This is a genomic window from Lacrimispora indolis DSM 755, assembly GCF_000526995.1.
Lineage (GTDB): Bacteria > Bacillota > Clostridia > Lachnospirales > Lachnospiraceae > Lacrimispora > Lacrimispora indolis.
Window position 1 is genome coordinate 5,076,684 of the sequence record NZ_AZUI01000001.1, and the last position, 20,904, is coordinate 5,097,587.

Here is a 20,904-nt window from a genome sequence, read left to right on the forward strand (position 1 = left end):
GCGGTAAAAAGAATACCTTCTGATACATATTTGATTCAACCTCTTTCCGTAATTACAGAACATATGGTAGAATGCGTGAACCAGTATTTGAAAATGGCGGAGTTTTTTATGATAGTACTTATGGTCTACCATATAATTCCGGTCACGGATACGGGCATGATATTTGCCGTGGCAGGTTGACCATTTGATTAAAATGGACTTTATCGACCCTCACTCCTCCTTCTTTAGGATCAATTTTTGAACCTTATTCTATCTTTATCTGTAGGAATGCCGTTAAACACTTTATGCCATTCTCCATCAAGAAATAATTCATATTGCTCAAAAGCACAGGGCAGTCCATTTGCCGAACGTATGTCGCTGCTATCCATAAGCTGAAAATGTAAATGAGGTGAAAAAGAGTTGCCTGAATGACCTACTCTACCAATAACATCGCCTTTTTTCACTCTTTGCCCATCCATAACCATTAGAGATCCTTTTTGAAGATGGACAAATCCAGCATATATATTCTCTTCACATTTCATAATGATATAATTGCCGGCAAGGGACTGAATATTGTCTTTTTGGGGGTTAAAGGTATGCGCACTCTTTATTGCAACAACCATATCTGCAAATAAATGTGCTTTGGCTCTTTCCTTATAACCATCTTTGGCGTGAACAATTATCCCATCACAGGGCGCATATACTTCTTGTCCCCAACAATAACATTTGTTTAAAGAAACTCCAAAAATAAGATACTGGAACCAGTGAATACGATAGCTTGGCCAACCTTTTCTTTTCCAGTCTACTTGCAAAAAATCATAAGCATACCTTGTTCCTAATCGGTCTGTCCCATGGCTGGGAATTCTTCTTCCAGGAGTATTAGGAGAAAGCCACTCTCCCCTCAAAGGAAATTCTACGATTATAGGTTTACCTGCTTCCATCATTCCACACCTCCTAGCTGTTGATACTATTTTCTGCTTTAACATTAGGATTTTGATATCGTGTACACCAATTCTTATATTTTGTTCAGAGCATACCTTGGCACACAAACTACGACCTATACAATTAGATGTAGTTTTAAATCCTTCTTGCCCCTGTCAATCCTACCTATTTCTTGCTTGGCTTATAGAATATTTTTCTAAGTTCCTCAAAATATCCATCAAGTTTTCCAATAATGAGTTCATTATTTAATGCCGAAGATTCTGTATTTCTAATATCATCTAATATCTCATTAGTAAATCCGACATTGGCCCAAAGAATAAACTGTTTGCACTTTTCAACATCCAACCCTACTCTAAATCTGGACTCATCAATCATTTCAAATATGTGAGTACAACATGAAGGTTGCTTTTTAAGGGCTCTTTTTTCAAGTTCTTTGTTTACTTCATCAGAGTTAACTGCAGCAGAAAGTTTGTTAAACTCAAGAACCCACGGATATTGTTTCAGTAATTCAATTTGAAGAATATATGATTGACGTAGCCTGTTAAAAATATCCTTTTCAGTGAAATCTATTTTCATATAATATTCTTTATCAAGAAGATCAGCAAAATAGTCGTATACGCACAGAAAAAGTTCCTGTTTATTCTTCACATAATGAAACATCAAAGCTTTAGACATCCCTGCTTCTTTTGCAATTACATTTGTAGATGCGTCATTATATCCTTTAAGTGTAAATTCTTTTAGTGCGGCATTTAAGATGGCATTAAGCCTTAGAGGTTCTAACTCTAATAATTTTATAATCATAAATAATTATCCTTCCCCTCGTTTACCTGTTAGGTTAATTCCATTATACTCTTGTTTACCTAAAAGGTCAACGAGATTTTCAGCGTATCTGCCTTATTCTCCCATCAATAAATTCCCTCTCTTGTGTTCTTGGTTGTATAATGGTTAACTGCTATGAGAACAGGATAAACAAAAAAACAAGCGTATCAATCACTTGGAACAATACGCTTGTTTGACGATAAAATCTTCTTAAAACCCATGCAAAGATTCTTTTGGCTTCAGAAGTCTTATCAGCACTCTATTATAACCTAAGATTCAATCTGACAGATGATAACAATCATGAAAGGGTATGCATATACTCTTCCGCATGATCCCAATTAACCACAAACGAAGTTCCCTTTTTGCAGAATACGGAACATGAAGGATTATCAGTATCCTCATTAGGATTATATTGAAAGTGGTTAAGAACCTCATCTTCATTGTGACATCTATCGTAATGAGAAAATACCATAGAAATACTTCCTTTCCCTCCTGTCATGATCATCAGCTCTTCTCCATAATTCATAAAAGAAGCAACAGGAGCCAGGCCCTTAATCACCGTTCTTCCTCTTCCATCCGGAACCGGCGCTTCAAACCGGCCGGAATATTTTGTGATGTCATTTAAAACCCTTCCCGTTAAGGAATCAGAAACCGATATAGTAAAGCTGTAATAAGGTTCCAAAAGAAGGTTTTTGCCCTTCATCAGACCCTGACGTATTGCCCGGTATACCGCCTCCCGGAAATCACCGCCTTCCGTGTGCTTGATATGAGAAAGTCCATCAACCAGGATGATTTTAACGTCCGTCAGTTCAGACCCGGTTAAAACTCCTTTATGAATAGTCTCAAAAACATGAGTACGTATCAGATTTTGATAATTAATCCCAAGTCTGTCTACATGACATTGACTCTCAAATGAAACTCCCTTCCCTCTCTCACCTGGTTCTATCCTCAATGCAACTTCCGCATAATGGCGGAGAGGTTCAAAATGCCCATATCCTGTAACCGGCTCTGCTACGGTTTCCATATATATGATTTCAGGCTGTCCAAAGGATATTGATATTTGAAACCTTTCTAAAACAACCTGCTCCAGAACCTCAAGTTGAATTTTCCCCATGATATTTACTTTTAACTGCTTCAAAGATTCTTCCCATACTACACTTAACGCGGGTTCTTCCTCTTCCAAAACGTGAAAAATCTGCAGGATTGTCCTGTCAGGAACCTCAGGCGGATATAAGACCTTTGCCTGAAGGGTGGGTTGAAGCACCGGGAAGATCATTTCATGGCATTCTCCAAGCCCCTGGCCCGCCCTTGTTGCCCGCGGTCCGGTGATGGCCACCACATCTCCTGCAGAAGCTTCCTGAATGGAAGAAAAGCGTTCTCCTTGAAAAATCCGTATCTGATGGACCTTCTCTTCCTCAGACAGAGAATCCCGAACCCGTAGAAAGCCTCTTAATATCTTCAAATATGTCATTCGCTCCCCATGTCCATCATAACGAATCTTAAATACCCTCCCGCTAAAAGGTGCTGATGTTGGATAGGAAGCCTCTGTTAAATAATAAAAAGCATTGAGAAACTGTTCTATTCCCTCTCCGTTTAAAGCACAGCCGCCAAAGCAGGGGAATAATCTCCGATTCTTAATCTGAGAAATTATAGCAGGCCTTAGCTCCTCAAGGGTAATGGTTCCATCCAGCCATTTCTCAAGGAATTCCTCCTCCCATTCAGATACATTCTCAATCAGATCATCTGTTAAAGTGCCTTCTATCCCCTTCTCAAGGTGCATGTTTTGAAAATCCAGGATGTTATCGGAAAATCGTTCCCGAACTTCCCATAAAACCCGTTCATAAGATGCTGAAACCACGTCAAGCTTATTAATAAATAAAAATACGGGGATATTATAACGCTCCAGAAGGCTCCAGATAGACTCCGTATGGCCTTGAATGCCATCCGTCCCGTTAATGACCAGAACTGCATAGTCCATTACCTCCAGGGCACGTTCCATTTCAGCTGAAAAATCCGTGTGACCGGGTGTATCGATCAGATAATATGTATCATCGTCATGAACAAAGCAGGCCATATCTGAAAATATGGTTATCCCTCTTGCCCGTTCAATATCATTATGATCCATATATGCATTTTTTGCATCTACGCGGCCCAAGGTCCTGATTACCCGTTCTCGATATAAAACCTGTTCTGAAAAGGTGGTTTTTCCGGCATCCACATGGGCCAGAATTCCGAAAGTTATCTTCATAATTATATTGAGTCCTTTGATTATAAGAATCATTCTGAGATTAAAAACGTCTCTTAAACAGACGGCGCTTCTATTATTCTAAGATATATCCTCAATAAAATCAACAAAATCTATAAAATCCTGTTCATCTCTCTCCTGAATCAGAATCAGGAGCAAAATACATAACGGTCAGATACTGTCCGCTATGAATGGTATCTTCCTTTAATCCGTTCATGTTCTTTAATTCCTTCACATATTGGGCAGTAGTCATCCCGCTGTTCTCTAAATAAGATCCGGCAATGGTCCATAAGCTGTCCCCCTTTTGAATCTCTATGCTGGTGTAATATTTCTCCATCGCCGGCGCTTCCGTCTCTCCGGCGAGGGCATTCATTATGGAATGACCAAAAAAATGGGAACCCAGAAAAACAATCAGTGACAATGCAATCAATTGCTTTATCATATGCATACCTCCTTTAAAACAATTCACGGCAGAACATCTGTTCTTTTTATGTTCTTATCATACCATTGCGAACATATGTTTGTCAATTGGTTTTGCACTTTTTCGAACAAAGGTTTGCATTTTCATCGAACATATGTTACTATAGTCTTAATTAATAAGGATTGAGGAGGCCGTGTCATGGCGCAAGAGAGAATTACCCCAAAGCAGCAGGAAATTTTAGAATATATAAAAGAGACGATTTTAAAGAAGGGCTATCCGCCGGCAGTCAGGGAGATCTGCGAAGCTGTCTGTTTGAAATCAACTTCATCCGTCCACTCCCACCTGGAGACTCTTGAGGAAAAGGGATACATAAGAAGAGATCCCACCAAACCCAGGACCATTGAGATCATTGATGACTGCTTTCAGCTGACACGCCGGGAGGTTGTAAATGTACCGCTTCTGGGAACTGTAGCAGCCGGACAGCCTCTATATGCAGAAGAAAACATTGAAAATTATTATCCCATACCGTCTGACCTTCTTCCAAACGCAGAGACCTTTATGTTAAAGGTTAAGGGAAACAGCATGATCAATGCAGGTATTCTGGAGGGCGATCAGATTATCGTTGAACATTGTCCAACCGCCCATAACGGAGAAATTGTCGTGGCATTGGTTGAAGATTCTGCGACTGTGAAGCGTTTTTTTAAAGAAAAGGGCCATTACCGCCTGCAGCCGGAGAACGATTCCATGGAGCCGATCATTGTCGATAATGTAGAAATCCTGGGTAAGGTAATCGGTTTATTCCGTTTAGGGATTCATTGAAATTTCAGAGAGACTTGATTACCTCCCCTGGAGTTTACATAATAAAATTATGCAAACTCCAGGGATATAAATATCCAGAATAACAAAAATTAGGAATAAAGAGTTTGCAAGGCATTTTTTTGCGCCGAACACAATTGCTTCAGCTGCCCATACTGCATTTGAACGGATTGGGCAGCCGAATGCACATTCATATCGGAACATCCATTTATGCCGGATCCATAGAACCTGAATGAATTTCCAATGGATCAAAAAAAACGGCTCACAGGTTCTGTTAAGCCGTTTTACCTAATTCATTCAGTTTTTGTGATAAACTATGATAAAGCTTCCAAATCCTCAGCTTCAATCATCTTTCCATCTCTCCAGATTCTTTCCAAATCATAGAACAAACGATTATCACGGTCAAATACATGGACAATGATGTCGCCGTAATCCATGAGTATCCAGTTGGCAGACTGATAGCCTTCTACCTGTCTGCAGACGAATCCCTTCTTTCCAAGTTCTTCCTCTACATTATCAACCATTGCCTGAACCTGATTTGTATTAGTACCGCTGGCAATAATAAAATAATCTGCCATTACTGATACTTTGTGTATATCAATGATTCTGATATCTTCACCTTTCTTATCAGATAAAGCCGCATAAGCGGTTTTTACCATCTCAATTGACTGATTCATCCTTGCTCTCCCTTCTTTTCTTCATGAACCTGCTTATAATAAGCATATGCCTGTTTTGACATGGAGTCCACAAAACTGCCCTTTCCTGCCAGATAATCTAATGTATCCTTAAGGATCAGATAAACACACTCGTCTAAGTCTGCAAATGCCATCGACCGTACAAGCGTCAGATTGGCCGCCCTGTCACGCCTTGGTTCAATATAATCGGCCGTAAAAACGATTTTTTCCAGTGTTGACATCTCCGGCCTGCCGGTGGTATGCCAACGGATGGCGTTTATGATTTCTTCGTCATTTATACGATATTTATGCTCTGCCAGCCATGCTCCATATTTCGCATGAAGCACCACTGGGGCTTTGAGTTCATCGTCAGTTAATGGAAGACCCTGTTTCCTGCATTTTCTGATAATCTCATCATCTCCATAAGGCTTGGCACAGTCATGGAGCAAACCGGCAAGCTCCGCTTTATTTAAGTCGCAGCCATAACGCATTGCTAATGCAGTGCAGATAAATGATACACTGATTGTATGCTCAAACCTGGAAGATGTTAATCTTCCCTTTAAATCATTTCTTAACTCTAAGATTAGATCTTTCATTGTTCCAACTCCTGATATAAACCGTGGGCTTTGATATAAGCCACAACCTCACCCGGAACATAGTCTGATATTGACTGGTCCCTGGCTATCATGCGCCGCAGCTCCGCGGAAGAGATGTCCATTTCCCCGCAGTGAAGCGTGCGGATGTCCGCGTTATACTTGGAAGCCAGATAAGCGATCTGCCGTTCCATGGAACGGTCCGCCTCCTCATATTCCCGCCAGGCAGTCAGTATGACCGCCTGAGCCAGCACCAGGTCCGGCTCATACCAGTTCTCAATCTCATATAAAGAATCCGCTCCAATGATGAAATAAAAGGAATGCTCCGGATATGCTTCATGCAATAATCTTAATGTCTGTGCCGTATACGTATACCCGGTCCGTTTTATCTCAAAATCCGAACAAACAAAGCCTTTATAAGCTTTCACAGCAAGTTCCGTCATAGCAAGACGAATGGCCGGTTCTGTTACATTGCGGCTTTTTTTATGAGGAGGATGCCCGGAAGGCATATACCAGACTTCCTTTAAGCCATATTCCTTATATGCCTGTTCACCAAGCATCAAATGTCCATTGTGGATTGGATCAAACGTACCACCCATAATGCCGATTTTACCCATAATATTCGACTCCCTGACTCATAAACGAAACAGGATTATTTCGGAAGAACGATCTTCCTCTTATTTTCCTCTTTCGCCTGCTTATAAAGGACAATCTTCCTTCCGATCACCTGAACGACCTCGGAATGAGTCCTCTCTGCCAATACACCGGCAATGCTGCTTCCATCATCCAGGCAATTCTTCAGCACAGTAATCTTTATCAATTCTCTGGCCTCCAGCGCTTCTGCAACCGCATTGGTAATCTCCGGTGTCAGGCTGGATTTTCCAATCTGGAAGATAGGATCTATATTCATCGCCAATCCCTTTAAATAGGATCTCTGCTTACTTGTCATATTATTCTCCTCGTACTATTTGTAATAGTCAAATTCAAGACCATACATGCGGACTGTATCTCCTTCTTTAATCCCCGCCTGTTCCAGCTCTTCTAAAATTCCATTATCCTTTAAGAACTTCTGGAAGAAACTGAAGCCTTTTTCTGATTCCAGATTCGTATAGCCCAACATCTTTTCAATGCGGGGGCCTTCTACCACATATACCCCATCCTCTGTTACTTCCACAGTATACGGAAGCAATGCATCAGTCAGATTTTTTACATCAAATTCTTTTTCAAATATGATCGGACTTAAGTTCACAGTCTGAAGCAGTTCATATATGGCATATAACAGTTCCTTTACGCCCTTGCCGCTTACTGCAGATATTGGATAAACCTTAACACCCTGAGGTTCAAATTCCGTCTTAAGCCTTTCAACCGGATCCTCACCGTCATCATAGATCGCATCCGTCTTATTAGCTGCAATGATCTGAGGCCGCTTTAACAGTTCCGGATTATATGCGCCCAGCTCCTTATTGATTGCATGAATATCCGCAATTGGATATCTCCCTTCCGTAGATGCGGCATCAACCACATGAACCAGAACTCTTGTCCGCTCAATATGGCGGAGAAAATCATGTCCCAATCCAACGCCTTCGGAAGCGCCTTCAATAAGGCCTGGAATGTCAGCCATCACAAAGCCCTTTCCACCATCTATATCCACAACACCCAAATGAGGGTTTAAGGTGGTAAAATGGTAATTAGCTATCTTAGGCCTCGCATTGCTGACTCTGGAAAGAAGCGTGGACTTCCCTACATTAGGGAACCCAACAAGTCCCACATCAGCAATAACCTTTAATTCAAGCTGTACCCAAAGTTCCTGGGAAGCCTGTCCGGGCTGAGCATACTTGGGAGCCTGCATGGTAGGAGTTGCATAATGCATATTTCCCTGGCCGCCTTTACCGCCCTTTAAAATAACCTCCCGGCGGTTCTCTCCGGACATGTCGGCAATGACTTTTCCGGATTCAAAATCCTTGATCACTGTTCCCTCCGGAACCTTGATCACCATATCTCCGCCGTCTTTTCCATGACAACGGCGTTTTCCGCCTGACTCTCCGTCCTGTGCGGTATATTTGTGAATATGACGGAAATCACTTAATGTGTTAAGCCCTTCGTCTACTTCAAATATAACATCACCGCCGCGGCCGCCGTCACCACCGTCAGGACCGCCGCACGGAACATAAAGTTCTCTCCGGAAGCTGACATGACCGTCACCGCCTTTTCCTGATCTTATAAATATTTTTGCTCTATCGGCAAACATTCATTCACCTGTTCCCTTTCTTTTTTCCTGCCCATGCATTCTGGGCATAAAGGTATACCTGCAGGGCTTTTCTTCTTTCCTGCCCATGTGTTATAGGCATAAAGATATGCCTGCAGGACGTTTCTCTTTGTTTAAAATTAGGGTTCAACCCTTTCTTATAAAGGGTTAAGCCCCTTTCTTAAAGGGTTCAACCCTAATTTGAGCATGAGCAGCGAATTTTTAAATACAGGCGGCCGGACAGTCCCTGTATCATAAAAACGGCTCCATACGTTTAAGGTATGAAGCCGGTCCAATTATTCGTTAATTGCTTTTGGATAAACAGAAACCTGCTTTTTGTCTCTGCCTTTTCTCTCAAATCTTACTACGCCATCCACTAAAGCGAATAATGTATCATCACCGCCGCGGCCTACGTTGATGCCTGGGTGAATGTGAGTTCCTCGCTGTCTGTAAAGAATATTGCCGGCTAATACGAACTGACCATCAGCTCTCTTAGCGCCTAATCTTTTAGACTCGGAATCTCTGCCGTTCTTGGTAGAACCAACACCCTTTTTATGAGCGAAAAATTGAAGGTTCATTCTTAACATTACTTACACCTCCTTAAATCGGATTTTAATATATGGTTCTCCATATTCCTCTTCAATATTCTGTAATCCGAATATCAAAGAATTCATAAGGAGCTGTGATCCTGAACTAATATCTGAAGTAAAACGAAAGCAAAAAGCGCCTGTCTTTTCCTCTTGGTCCACTTCAAAGGAATCTTCTGTAAACTGTTCCACACTGTTGGCCATATTAAACGTAAGCGCCGATACTGCAGCACAGACAATTTCCTGTCCGTCCTGATGATCATCCGCTAAGCCGGCATGTCCCAACATCTGAATCCCTGTATAATGCTGTTCTGAATCAACCATTACGGTTACTCTTATCATAATTAAGCATTGATCTTTTCGATCTTAACCTGAGTATAAGACTGTCTGTGACCATTTTTCTTATGGTATCCGGATTTTCTCTTATACTTGTAAACAATAACTTTCTTAGCTTTGCCTTCTTTTACAACTGTACCTGTTACGGTAGCACCTGCTACATTCGGGCAGCCAACAGCTAATTCACCATTGTTTACAACAAGCACCTGGTCAAATGTGACAGCTTCACCAGCGTCAATACCAAGCTTTTCAACTTTAATGATATCGCCTTCCGCTACTTTGTACTGCTTACCACCTGTTGCAATAATCGCGTACATATGGCACCTCCTATTATCATTACTCGCCAACTATGGTGTTCCGATGGATATGGAAACTTTTAGACCTCATTGTGCGGCATACTGTATTAATATATCACCTACATACAGTTCTGTCAACGTTTTTAAATAAAAATAATCTGTTTTTTCCGCCTGCAATCTGGTTTTTGCTTGTATTTCTTTTTGATGATTAGTATAATAGAATTTACAGGATAAATCAAGGGGATACGTTTGATGACGCACCACAATGCCCTGACGGCAGCGATTCAGCAGATCATTCCCCTGATCATAATTATGATACAAACAGTTATCAACCTTAGATTTATTAATAAACAGTTGAAAGGAGATCTGACTATGAGAATCTTTTTTAACAGAGAATGGAGTTTTGCCGAAAAACGATTATTAATCCTATCCTCATTTCTGTTGGGCTGCCTTCTTGGCTTTTTATTTGCCCCGATCAAGAAGGGTGTCTACTGCGGCAACCATAACGGAAATACCTGGATTCCGGAAAGAGACACAAAAGAAGTTTAGCAGCATCATTCTCCATACACGCAAAAGGCCGCAGGCTTCAAAATCTGCGGCCGTTTTCTTTATCAGCCCTTTTTCCATGTGGAAGGTGCAAAAATCAGCAGCATTGGGAATATCTCCAAACGTCCTGCCAGCATATCAAACATCATTACATATTTGGATAAGGGAGAAAAATGGGAAAAGTTCTGGGCCGGGCCGGCTCCCCCAAGTCCTGGTCCGATGTTGTTAAAGGTCGCTGCAACAGCCGTAAAATTCGTGGTAAAGTCAAAGTTGTCCAGGCTGACAAGCAGGACGGAGGCTGTAAAAATCACAATGTAAGCGCCTAAAAATGTGTTAATGGACCGGAGTACATTATGCTCAATGGGTTTTCCCTCCAGCTTTAAAACCTTTACGCTTCTGGGATGGAGCAGGGATCCCAGTTCTTTTCTCACAGCCTTTAAAAGGATAACAATTCGTGATACCTTAATGCCTCCGCCGGTACTTCCTGCACATGCACCGATAAACATGAGAACAACCAGGATTCCCTTTGAAAATTCCGGCCACAAATCAAAATCCACGGTGGAATAACCGGTTGTAGTGATGATCGAAGCGACCTGGAAGGCCGCATGGTGGAAAGCAGAAAACAGGTTTCCAAAGCCTCCGCGGATATTTACGGTAATAAGCAAAATAGAAGCAGCAATGATTCCAAGATAAGCCCGGGCCTCCTCACTTTGGAGGGCTTCCTTGGGATGACGGGTCAAAAACAGGTGATATACATTAAAGTTTACACCGAATAAAATCATAAATACGGTAACAACTCCCTGCAGATAATAGCTGTCATAAAAAGCCATGCTGTTGTTTTTAATCCCGAATCCACCTGTACCTGCTGTACCGAAACTGATTGCCAGGGAATCAAAAAGGGGCATACCTCCTATTACCAGAAGAATGATTTGCAGCGCTGTCATGGCTAAATAGATTTTATAAAGGATTTTGGCGGTCGTCCTAACCTTTGGAACCAGTTTTCCTACGGATGGGCCTGGGCTTTCCGCCTTCATAATGTACATATTATAACCACCTGCAAGGGGAAGAATTGATAAAATGAATACCAAAACTCCCATACCTCCGATCCAATGAGTAAAACTCCTCCACATGATCATACATTTGGAAAAAGACTCCACATCAGGTAAAATACTGGCTCCGGTGGTAGTAAAGCCGGAAATAACCTCAAACATGGCATCTTCAAATAAGGGGATTTCTCCGCTTAAATAAAAGGGCAATGCCCCAAAAAAGCTTAAAACGACCCAACTCAGCGCAACGGAAACAAAGCCTTCTTTTGCAAAGAAAACCATGTTTTCAGGCTTTTTCCGTGTAAAAATAAGACCAATGCCTCCGCAGACTGCCATGACTGCCAGAAACCAGAAACCGCTTGTTTCCCTGTAAATTAATGCCGTAATACACGGCAGCAGCATAAATACTGCCTCAATATTTAAAATCCAGCCCATCACATAGATGATAACTTTTTTATTCATAGCCTTTTTCGCCTTTTCCTACCGTAGTATGTCCCTTAAATCATTGAGCCCGGTCACCGTGGTGACGACGATCACCCGGTCACCCTCTTCTATGGTATCCTTTCCCCGCGGACTGATAAATCGTCCCCTCCGGCTGATGCTGGCCACGAGAAGGTTCTTTTTAAGCTCAAGCTTTTCCAATGGAATTCCTACGATGGACGGCTCTTTTGCCACACGGAATTCCAGGGCTTCTGCCCTGTCTGCCACGATTTTATACAGCGTTTCCACATTGCTTCCCATGGAATTCTGCATGGCACGGACGTATTGGAGAATGGTTTCAGCCGTGATAAGCTTTGGATAGATCACACTTCCTAAATTCATGGAATTAATGACATTTTCAAAAGCGATCCGGTTCACCTTTGTAATCAGCTTTGCCTTGGACTGGCTGGCCGCATAAAGAGAAAGCATGATGTTCTCCTCATCAAATCCGGTAAGTGAGGCAAAGGCATCGATCTGCCCGATTCCTTCCTGAAGAAGCAGATCCTGATTGGAAGCGTCACCATGGATGACCATGGCTCTTGGCAGAAGCTCGCTCAGTTCATTGCAGCGCTCCAGATTCTGTTCCAGGATCTTTACGTTAATCTTTGAGTTTTCCAGCAATTTCGCCACGTAGTATGTAATCTTTCCGCCTCCTACCAGCATGGCCGTTTTAACCGTATTGTTATCGATCCCTGCCTGCTTAAAGAATTTGTTGGCTTCAGAAGGGGAAGCGATAAAGGAAATCTTGTCTCCCGCCGTCATGACGGATTGCCCGCTTGGAATGATGACATCATTGCCATGCTCAATGGCACAGATCAGAACATTGCAGTGAAGCTTGGTCAGCACTTCCCTCACCATCATGTTATCAAGGATGGATTGATCCGGTACAAGGAACTTTAAGATCTCGATCCTGCCCTTGGCAAAGGTATCAATTTTAATTGCAGAAGGAAACTGAAGCAGCCTGGCTATTTCCATAGCCGCAGCCATTTCCGGATTAATGGTCATGGAAAGGCCAAGCTCCTCTCTGATATATCTGATTTCGGAATCATATTCCGGATTACGGATCCTGGCAATGGTATGGCAGTTTCCGGCTTTCTTTGCGATCAGGCAGCAAAGCATGTTCAGCTCATCGGAATTGGTTGTTGCAATCAAAAGATCAGTCTCTTGAATTCCCGCCTCCATCTGTACCTTATAAACTGCTCCATTGCCCACCACGCCCATAACATCGATTCTCTCTGTTATGGAATTGATAACACCGGCGTTTTTATCGATGAGCATAATGTCATGATGTTCGTTGTTCAGCTGTTCCGCGAGGGTTGTCCCTACCTTACCGCAACCCACTATAATGATTTTCATAATGAAACTTTCTCCTTCATCTGCAATGCCTGTTCATAAAGCGGCTTTCGTATTTTCTTTCTGGTCACTTCCACCAGATTTAACTTTGTCATTTCAACAACAGTTGTCTTGACAGGATCTTTGGACAGAATTTCCTCCAGCCGTTCCATAAGGACACGCTTATCCTCCTCTGCTTCCATGTCAATAAAATCAATGACAATGATGCCGGATAAATTCCTGAGGCGAAGCTGATGCCCGATTTCCTCGGCAGCCTCTAAGTTGACCTTTTTAATGGTTTCCCGGAGCTCTTTTTTTCCGGAAAATTTTCCGGTATTAACGTCAATGACCACCAGTGCTTCCGTAGGTTCAATAACCAGGTATCCCCCTGATTTCAGCCAGACCCTCTTCCCCAAAGCTTCTTCCATGGTCTTTTCTATCCGGTAAAGCTTTCCCAGCGGAAGGAGCTTGTCCTCATACCGTGTAAGAAGCCTTAAGTCTTCCGGCTGGCACTGAGTCAGATATTCTTTTACGGCTTCGTAAATATCCGGTTCATCAGTAACCACCGCCTCCAGAGAAGCCTTAAGGCTGTCCCTTAAACCGGTCAAATAAGAAGGGGCGGAGCTGTAAAGAAGGCTGTAGCAGGTTCTGTGCCTTGCATTGTCCAGCATTTTCCTGAAGGATTCCTTTAGATGGATCAGTTCCGCTTCCAGTTCTTCTTTTGGGATCCTATAAGCATTGGTACGGACGATAATGCCAAAGTCCTCTTCCTTTCTTGATTCCAGGTAGGGCTTCATCTCCTGTTTCCATGCCTGATCCGTGATCCTGGTGGAAAAACCGATCTGCTTTTTTCCGGAGGTCAGCACGAAATAGCGGCCGGTGAAATTTAAATTTCCGGTGAGGACCGGGGCCTTTGTCTTTACTGCGTCCCGCTCAACCTGGACAATGATCTCATCACCCTGGCGCAGCTTTCCCTCGTAGAGTCTCTGGTCTGCAAAATAAATACAGGCATCTGACAGACTTAAGTATCCCATCTGCCCGCCTCCTATATCTACAAAGGCTGCGTTGATATTTTTTACGATGTGATTGACCTTTCCTATATAAATATTGCCTAAAACGGGGCGGCTCTCCTCTGGTTCAATGTCAACCTGAACCGTCACCCTTCCTGACTGAAGAAGGGTAATGACTGAGCCGTTCCATCTTGTTATGATTAACTTATTCAAGGGATTCTCCTATAAGCCCCAAGGGCACCCAAACTTGCTGTTCCTCATCGGCCGTATTGCCGTATACCTCTTCTCTCTGGATCTGGAGGGCAAATTCCGGACAAGTCTGTCCCAGCCACTGATAATAAGCCTCCATCACCAGCTCAGGTTTTAAATTATCTGCGCTTCCGGCAGATACCTTCATAAAAATCGTTTCTCCGCGAACTGAAAGCTCATAGATAAATGCCTTTAGATCCACTTCTCTCTCGCCCTTTTTCGTCTTTTTCGTGATAAGGATATGATCCTGTTCCATAAATTCCGAAAGACCATTTAAAAATGCCTCCAAATCCTCCGGTTGTTTTCCTTCCCGGAACGTCAGGGTATAGTCTGCAGCAGCAACCAGTGACATGGCGTTTTTCGCCCGTTCGTCAAGGATATGGCATTCCGTAACCCGGATCCCTTCTGCCATTGCATCATTTAACCGGCTCATGACCGTCTTCCAATCCTCTGCGGGGTTCACTTCAATATCCATATATTCGCCGTTGCTTGTAAGACCCACTCCTAAGGGGGATGCAAAAGACATGATCTGGTGAGGGCTGAAGCCTTCGCTGTATTTTATATCAATGTCAGCCCTTCTCATGGCCTTCTGGAAGTAACGCATAATATCCAGATGCCCCACGAATTTGACTGGGCCTTGTTTGGAGAATTTAATTCTCAACTTCATAACAGACACCTCCCTTGAAATTCATGGCCCCGCAGCCGGAACACCTTTCCCGGCAGTTGGGGGTGACTTTCTCACTGACGGCATTCTGCCATTCTCTCTTTAAAAATTCTTTTGACACGCCTGCATCAATAAAGTCCCAGGGGAACACTTCCTCTAAATCCCTTTCCCTTACAGTATAAAAATCCGCATCCAGGCGGCAGGTTTCAAAAGCCTTCATCCAGATATCATTTTTAAAATGTTCGGACCAGGAATCGTAAATAGCACCGTTTTTATATACCTCTTCGATCAAAGAGGAGATCTTTCTGTCACCACGGGCCAAAACGCCTTCCAGAACTGTTAAGTCAGCTTCATGGTAATTGTATTTCAGGCTCTTCTGATTCAGCATTTTTTTAAACTTGTCCTTAACAATATAGGCTCTCTCCAAAAATTCCTCTTTTGTGCACATTCTTGCCCACTGGAACGGAGTAAAGGGTTTTGGAACAAAGAAAGAGGAGCTTGCCACTACCTGGACCTTTCCGTTTCTCTGGTCCTTTGGTATTTCATAGTAGATCTCCGCCACTTTTTCCGAAAGCTCTGCGATCCCCTCCATGTCCTCTACGGTTTCCGTAGGCAGTCCCAGCATAAAATAAAGCTTTACCCTGTTCCAGCCGCCGCGGAAGGCTTCGCCTGCTCCTTTTAAGATGATCTCTTCTGTCAGCCCTTTGTTAATTACATCACGAAGTCTCTGAGAGCCGGCTTCCGGAGCAAAGGTCAGGCTGCTTTTTCTGATATCCTGGACCTTGCTCATGACATCAAGGGAAAAGGCATCAATACGAAGAGAGGGCAGGGAAATATTGACCCCTTTGTCCTTAAATTCTTCAATGAGGAAATTCACCAGCCCCTCTAAATGAGTGTAGTCGCTGGAACTTAAGGAGCTAAGGGAAATTTCCTCATGGCCGGTGCTCTTTAACAGCTTGCAGGCGTATTCCTGTAAATATTCCAGGCTGTGTTCCCTTAAAGGCCGGTATACATTTCCTGCCTGGCAGAAACGGCAGCCCCTGATGCAGCCTCTCATGACTTCCAGAACCACCCGGTCCTGAGTCACTTTGATAAAAGGAACCACCGGATTTTCAATGTAGTATGCCTCGTCCATAGTGACGACCAGCTGCTTTGTCACCTTTTCCTTTGCATGGGAATTGTTTGGCTTCATGCTTTCTATGGTGCCGTCTTCCTTGTAGGATACATCATAAAAAGCCGGTATATAGATACCGTCGATCTCCGCCGCCATCTCTAAAAATTCCCGGCGGCTTCCACCTTTCTTCTTATTTTCCTTGTAACGGTCCATGAGTTCAAAATAAACGGTTTCCCCTTCACCGATGTAAAACATATCAAAGAATTCTGCCAATGGTTCAGGATTGTAAGCACACGGTCCCCCGCCTATGATGATAGGATCTTCCTCCGTACGGTCTGCCCAGTGAAGGGGGATCTGTCCCAAATCAAGGACCTGCAGGATATTTGTATAGCACATTTCATATTGAAGAGTGATTCCGATAAAATCAAACACCTTAATGGGATCCTGGGATTCCAGGGCAAAAAGAGGGATCTTCTGCTCCCTCATAATCTGATCCAAGTCTGTCCAGGGAGAAAAAATACGTTCACAGTAAATATCCTCCCTGCGGTTAAACATATCATATAAAATCTGCATCCCTAAGTGGGACATTCCGATTTCATAGACATCGGGGAAACACATGGCAAAACGGATGTCCACCTTTTGAAGATCTTTTACCACTGCGTTTACTTCATTGCCGATATACCTGGCAGGTTTTTCAACCCTTAATAATATTTCATCACTTAATGCTAATTTTCTCATACTTAATTCCTTTTTATTAGTTTGGCCGATACATAAAATACATTTATTCTTCTTCATCAAAAACTTCTTAAGTTTTGTAATCACCTGGTATAAATAAAGAAGTTGTTTTTCAGAAATTATTTAAGCTTCGTCTCCTGATACAAAACATTTACTTCCATACTGGATTGTTCTGTTATGAATAGCCTTGATATTATGATGCCAAGTTTCATTCTCATAAAAAATACTTGTATTATTCATTAGAATTCTTCCCTATGAAGGAGTAACCGAAACATAAACAAAGTTAGTATAGCATACTTCTTGTGGATACTCCATATCTAATTTGCAATCAATGGTTACTTAATCAATTCATCAAACAGGGACCCGGTACCGTTCACATGGTTTTGACTGCCGGACAATATATTCATCCCTCATGAGCACATCATCAGCCATGTGCTGATGAGCTGTGTGGATTGGCATGAAATCGGGCCTTGCACTATTTACAAAACAAAAGAGCATGATTGAACGCTCATGCTCCATTGTCCGTTTCATGTTATATGGATATCAGGTGCTTTCTGTTCTCCAGAAAACAGCATCATTTTCTCCAGGTTCTTTTATCACTTTATCATAGCGGAATGCAGAGAGAAGTATACCTGTTAACAATATGTTGGTAATATGATTTACTTTACCTTCTGATAAATAAGGCAAAACGCAAAAATAGCCAAATTGGTATCCTAAATTGCCCATTATATATAAAGCTGTCTGCAGTGTAATACATAATGCTGCGGGCAAAGCAGTCAGCTGCCCGATCGGATTACGAATTTGCAATGCAATAGAAAAAAGCCAATAACAAATTCCAGACAGAAGTAAAAACAAAAATATTCCAGGGAGCCAGCCATAGGATAAAATAAAATATGCAATCATATAGTTATTGTGGTAATGCTGCGGCAGAATATCTTCCAATACGGGAAGCTCTGCCGGCTCTCTTCTCCATTCACGATTATCAACCCTTATGATCCCATCATAATACCAGCTATAGTCAAAGTAAGACAGCATTTCTTGCTCCGATAACTCTACTTCACCAATCAGATCAGCTCTGCTCAGTAAATCCTTTATTAAAAGACTGTTATATGCATCAGAAAGATGATCATTCGCTACAGTATCAGGATAAAAACACTGTTTAAAATAGTACTCCAGTGACTCCCATTTATAAGCCCCCCAGACTGACAAAACTGTTACGCAAAGCAAGGTGGCTGCAATCATGCTCTTTTTCCTGTTTTCTGAAAAAAATCGTTTATATGCCATAAACAGGAACATGAAAAAGGAAGCAATTAAAAATATCACTTGATAAGTGAAACCTACAAACCCGCCGGAACGGTGAGCACCAAAGAAAGCTATAACAGCGTATACGGCAATTGAAATCAGAAAAGCATAACGCCACTTATTTCTTATCTTATATGAAAATATCATCAGCATAGGCACCGAAAGCATTAATATGGGCAGCTCCAGCATATATATATTCCACAAAAACGGCCGTAAATTGTCTTGTGTAAAACCAGCCATATTTAACAAGTTTAACAAAAATACAATGATGCTGTAAACCAGAAAACCTTTCAGGAGTCTGAGGCAGTGCTTAATCAGCCATGGGTATCCCAGATAAATGACAGCAAACAACAGTGGAATACCCATCATAATATGTATATTTTCTTTAATCAGATATATCAATTGGACGGCTGCAGAGCCTTTCGCATACCAATAAGATTGGATATGATAAGTAATTTGGTAAATGCCGCCCATCACCACCAGTGCCAGAATACCCCAAAGTAAAAACCCGGGATTCTCCACCCGGTGAATCTGATTTAGTCGGACACCTATTTCAGATGGATCACCCAAATCCTGTAAGGCTGCTCTGGCTGCTTTCTCCTGATCCATTCCCTGATCCATATACTCTTCCTGCCGCTCCTCCATGTGTTGATACAATTCACTACAGAGTTCTGGTACGATTGGCTTATACTGAATCTGGTCTTGTACATCCTGCATGAACTGCCTGACATCATCGTTATTCTTATAATCCCGCATAAATAATCTCACCTCCAAGTATCTGACTTACCACACTGCTATATTGCTTCCATTCAAGTTCCTTTTTCTTTAGCAGCCGATGCCCCTCATCTGTTAAAATATAGTACTTTCTCAGCCTGCCATTGGGACCTTCTTTTTCAGTGCTTATAATTGCGCCCTGCTGTTCCAGACTATGCAGTATGGGATACAGGGTTCCTTCCTTCAGCACAAACAGATCCTGGCTCTGTCTTTCCAATTCTTTGATTATCTGGTAACCATACATCTCTTTTGTTTCCAAAAGCTTTAGAATCAGCAGCGATGTTCCAAATGCCATCATTTTCTTATCCATTGTTTCACCTCTTATCAATAATAAATAACACCTAGAGTTTCTAGGTATATTATACATAGAAACTCTAGGTATGTCAAGAGACGCCTGTTTATTTCTCTAGCCGTCATCTAATGAAACCATGCAAAAAGACAGAATACCTCCAACGATTAATCAACACGAAAAATCTATGATCCATGGGTCATTTTGTGGTAAAAACAATTTTCTTATGGTATGATAATATTTGTAGGCTGATTTGTAACCATTATGTAAGGAGGTGTGTTGAAATGGCTGTTTTTAGTATTATTAATCTTATTCTTTTACTTCTTTATGTGTTAGCCATAGGAGTTGGCGTATACGTTTTGTATCTGATCATCAAAGCGTTAAAGATATATATTAAAAAGAATTCATGATCTTCATGTACGCTATAATGTTTTTATGTAAAAGAAAGTGCCATTAGTCAGAGGACCTCCGGATCCGTTGTTTATGACGGCAGAAGCTGCTCTGCTTTTTGGCCTTTCTTTTCCATGTCAACGGTTTTCCATGATACCAGCAGCAGCGCACATACCATCCAGATCGCCTTTTCCCCAATCCAGACGGACAGTCCGCCTCCTGTAAGGGCTCCGGCGAAGAAAGCGGTCAGGATCCCGGTGTAGTGGTATGCCCTTTTCCTGCACACCTTGTCCTTTCTCACAAAGCCTTCATAATACATTTCCGCACAGGAACGCATATTTCCAGTACAAAAGACCGGCGCATAGGCGGAGTTTCCTCCGAAATTGCGAAAGGTACAAAATTGTACTGCAGCAGCAAATGATACCGCTGTATTGGCAAACAGATGAGGTACCGTATTAGGGATAAAGCCGACCAAAAACAATACCGCAATTTCCAGAAATAAAATACCGGATATCCAATTGGTATGCTCCTCTTTATAAATTTCATAATAAAAATGTCTTGCAAGGAAAACTCCGGCAAAGAATGCTGCGATGGGTACAAAGGCCTGGCCCATGCCTTTGTAATCCTTTGAGAAAAAACGGATCGCAGCCAGGACAAAATTCCCGGTCTGTCCTGTGGCAAATACATTGCCTCTTTCAACGTATGAATAAGCATCCATAAATCCGCCTGTTGCCGCCAAAAGCATGTGAAATCCAATGTGGTCAGTTAATTTTGTTTTCGATCTGTTTTCCATATAGCAATATCTCCTTACTGTTTCAGGCCATGACTTTTATCATTATAATATAATCCAACAACAAGCACAAGGGCGATTGTCTCCAATGGGATTGGTGAATACAGATTCTATTAAATTATTCTTTTATTTCATCATTTCTTTGTGGTTTCAGGGCAGGGGATTTTCTTACTGTGATACAAACAAAACAACCGGAATGGTTTGAAAACCTTTCCGGCTATTTTTGTAAA

Annotated in this window: 22 protein-coding genes; 2 read left to right on the top strand and 20 right to left on the bottom strand. The window is 42.1% G+C overall.

Annotated features, from left to right (window positions below; translation table 11 throughout):
* Positions 1–230: 230 nt before the first annotated feature.
* The 4 genes from K401_RS0124670 to yneA all read right to left on the bottom strand — a co-directional run bounded on the left by K401_RS0124670 (position 231) and on the right by yneA (position 4,427).
* A complete protein-coding gene (locus tag K401_RS0124670; protein WP_024295456.1) occupies positions 231–923 on the bottom strand; it encodes a M23 family metallopeptidase in 693 nt (230 codons plus the stop codon).
* 163 nt (positions 924–1,086) lie between these two features.
* Positions 1,087–1,722, bottom strand: coding sequence for a TetR/AcrR family transcriptional regulator (locus tag K401_RS0124675; protein WP_024295457.1), 636 nt, complete (start codon positions 1,720–1,722; stop codon positions 1,087–1,089).
* 316 nt (positions 1,723–2,038) lie between these two features.
* Entirely contained in the window at positions 2,039–3,988 is a 1,950-nt protein-coding gene (locus tag K401_RS0124680) for a GTP-binding protein (protein ID WP_024295458.1), read from the bottom strand.
* Between the two features lie 124 nt (positions 3,989–4,112).
* Complete coding sequence (yneA, locus tag K401_RS0124685; protein ID WP_024295459.1) at positions 4,113–4,427, bottom strand: cell division suppressor protein YneA; 315 nt, start codon at positions 4,425–4,427, stop codon at positions 4,113–4,115.
* A 177-nt stretch (positions 4,428–4,604) separates the two neighbouring features.
* On the opposite strand from yneA, the gene lexA reads away from it, so the two are divergent.
* The gene (lexA, locus tag K401_RS0124690) at positions 4,605–5,225 is read left to right on the top strand and encodes a transcriptional repressor LexA (RefSeq protein WP_024295460.1); all 621 of its coding nucleotides are present in this window, start codon (positions 4,605–4,607) and stop codon (positions 5,223–5,225) included.
* Between the two features lie 311 nt (positions 5,226–5,536).
* On the opposite strand, the gene rsfS is transcribed toward lexA, so the two are convergent.
* From rsfS to rplU, 8 genes are all read right to left on the bottom strand, one after another.
* Positions 5,537–5,899 (bottom strand): ribosome silencing factor, encoded by a 363-nt coding sequence (rsfS, locus tag K401_RS0124695; protein WP_024295461.1) that lies wholly within the window; start codon positions 5,897–5,899, stop codon positions 5,537–5,539.
* On the bottom strand, positions 5,896–6,492 hold the full coding sequence (gene yqeK / locus K401_RS0124700; RefSeq protein ID WP_024295462.1) for a bis(5'-nucleosyl)-tetraphosphatase (symmetrical) YqeK: 597 nt from the start codon (positions 6,490–6,492) through the stop codon (positions 5,896–5,898). Before yqeK ends, rsfS begins: the two co-directional genes overlap by 4 nt.
* Entirely contained in the window at positions 6,489–7,106 is a 618-nt protein-coding gene (gene nadD, locus K401_RS0124705; protein WP_024295463.1) for a nicotinate-nucleotide adenylyltransferase, read from the bottom strand. Before nadD ends, yqeK begins: the two co-directional genes overlap by 4 nt.
* A gap of 35 nt (positions 7,107–7,141) precedes the next feature.
* Complete coding sequence (yhbY, locus tag K401_RS0124710) at positions 7,142–7,438, bottom strand: ribosome assembly RNA-binding protein YhbY (protein ID WP_024295464.1); 297 nt, start codon at positions 7,436–7,438, stop codon at positions 7,142–7,144.
* Positions 7,439–7,453: 15 nt separating this feature from the next.
* Entirely contained in the window at positions 7,454–8,737 is a 1,284-nt protein-coding gene (gene obgE, locus K401_RS0124715) for a GTPase ObgE (protein WP_024295465.1), read from the bottom strand.
* A gap of 293 nt (positions 8,738–9,030) precedes the next feature.
* Entirely contained in the window at positions 9,031–9,321 is a 291-nt protein-coding gene (gene rpmA, locus K401_RS0124725) for a 50S ribosomal protein L27 (protein ID WP_013272669.1), read from the bottom strand.
* Between the two features lie 3 nt (positions 9,322–9,324).
* Positions 9,325–9,663, bottom strand: coding sequence for a ribosomal-processing cysteine protease Prp (locus K401_RS0124730; RefSeq protein ID WP_024295466.1), 339 nt, complete (start codon positions 9,661–9,663; stop codon positions 9,325–9,327).
* A gap of 2 nt (positions 9,664–9,665) precedes the next feature.
* A complete protein-coding gene (rplU, locus tag K401_RS0124735) occupies positions 9,666–9,974 on the bottom strand; it encodes a 50S ribosomal protein L21 (RefSeq protein ID WP_024295467.1) in 309 nt (102 codons plus the stop codon).
* Between the two features lie 231 nt (positions 9,975–10,205).
* Between rplU and K401_RS31500 the strand changes: the two genes are divergently transcribed.
* A complete protein-coding gene (locus K401_RS31500) occupies positions 10,206–10,502 on the top strand; it encodes a hypothetical protein (protein WP_034620119.1) in 297 nt (98 codons plus the stop codon).
* A gap of 62 nt (positions 10,503–10,564) precedes the next feature.
* Here K401_RS31500 and K401_RS0124745 read toward each other — a convergent pair whose 3' ends face one another.
* The 8 genes from K401_RS0124745 to K401_RS0124785 form a co-directional block, all read right to left on the bottom strand.
* Entirely contained in the window at positions 10,565–12,007 is a 1,443-nt protein-coding gene (locus tag K401_RS0124745) for a TrkH family potassium uptake protein (protein WP_024295468.1), read from the bottom strand.
* Between the two features lie 18 nt (positions 12,008–12,025).
* Positions 12,026–13,381, bottom strand: coding sequence for a Trk system potassium transporter TrkA (gene trkA, locus K401_RS0124750; RefSeq protein WP_024295469.1), 1,356 nt, complete (start codon positions 13,379–13,381; stop codon positions 12,026–12,028).
* Positions 13,378–14,580, bottom strand: a complete 1,203-nt coding sequence (locus K401_RS0124755; RefSeq protein WP_024295470.1) for a ribonuclease E/G — start codon at positions 14,578–14,580, stop codon at positions 13,378–13,380. The genes trkA and K401_RS0124755 overlap by 4 nt, the downstream gene beginning before the upstream one ends.
* A complete protein-coding gene (locus K401_RS0124760; protein WP_024295471.1) occupies positions 14,573–15,283 on the bottom strand; it encodes a TIGR03936 family radical SAM-associated protein in 711 nt (236 codons plus the stop codon). The genes K401_RS0124755 and K401_RS0124760 overlap by 8 nt, the downstream gene beginning before the upstream one ends.
* Positions 15,267–17,132 (bottom strand): TIGR03960 family B12-binding radical SAM protein, encoded by a 1,866-nt coding sequence (locus tag K401_RS0124765; RefSeq protein ID WP_024295472.1) that lies wholly within the window; start codon positions 17,130–17,132, stop codon positions 15,267–15,269. The genes K401_RS0124760 and K401_RS0124765 overlap by 17 nt, the downstream gene beginning before the upstream one ends.
* A gap of 540 nt (positions 17,133–17,672) precedes the next feature.
* The gene (locus K401_RS0124770) at positions 17,673–19,187 is read right to left on the bottom strand and encodes a permease prefix domain 1-containing protein (protein ID WP_024295473.1); all 1,515 of its coding nucleotides are present in this window, start codon (positions 19,185–19,187) and stop codon (positions 17,673–17,675) included.
* Positions 19,174–19,515 (bottom strand): PadR family transcriptional regulator, encoded by a 342-nt coding sequence (locus tag K401_RS0124775; protein ID WP_024295474.1) that lies wholly within the window; start codon positions 19,513–19,515, stop codon positions 19,174–19,176. Before K401_RS0124775 ends, K401_RS0124770 begins: the two co-directional genes overlap by 14 nt.
* 460 nt (positions 19,516–19,975) lie before the next feature.
* Positions 19,976–20,677 (bottom strand): YoaK family protein, encoded by a 702-nt coding sequence (locus tag K401_RS0124785; RefSeq protein WP_024295475.1) that lies wholly within the window; start codon positions 20,675–20,677, stop codon positions 19,976–19,978.
* Positions 20,678–20,904: the final 227 nt, after the last annotated feature.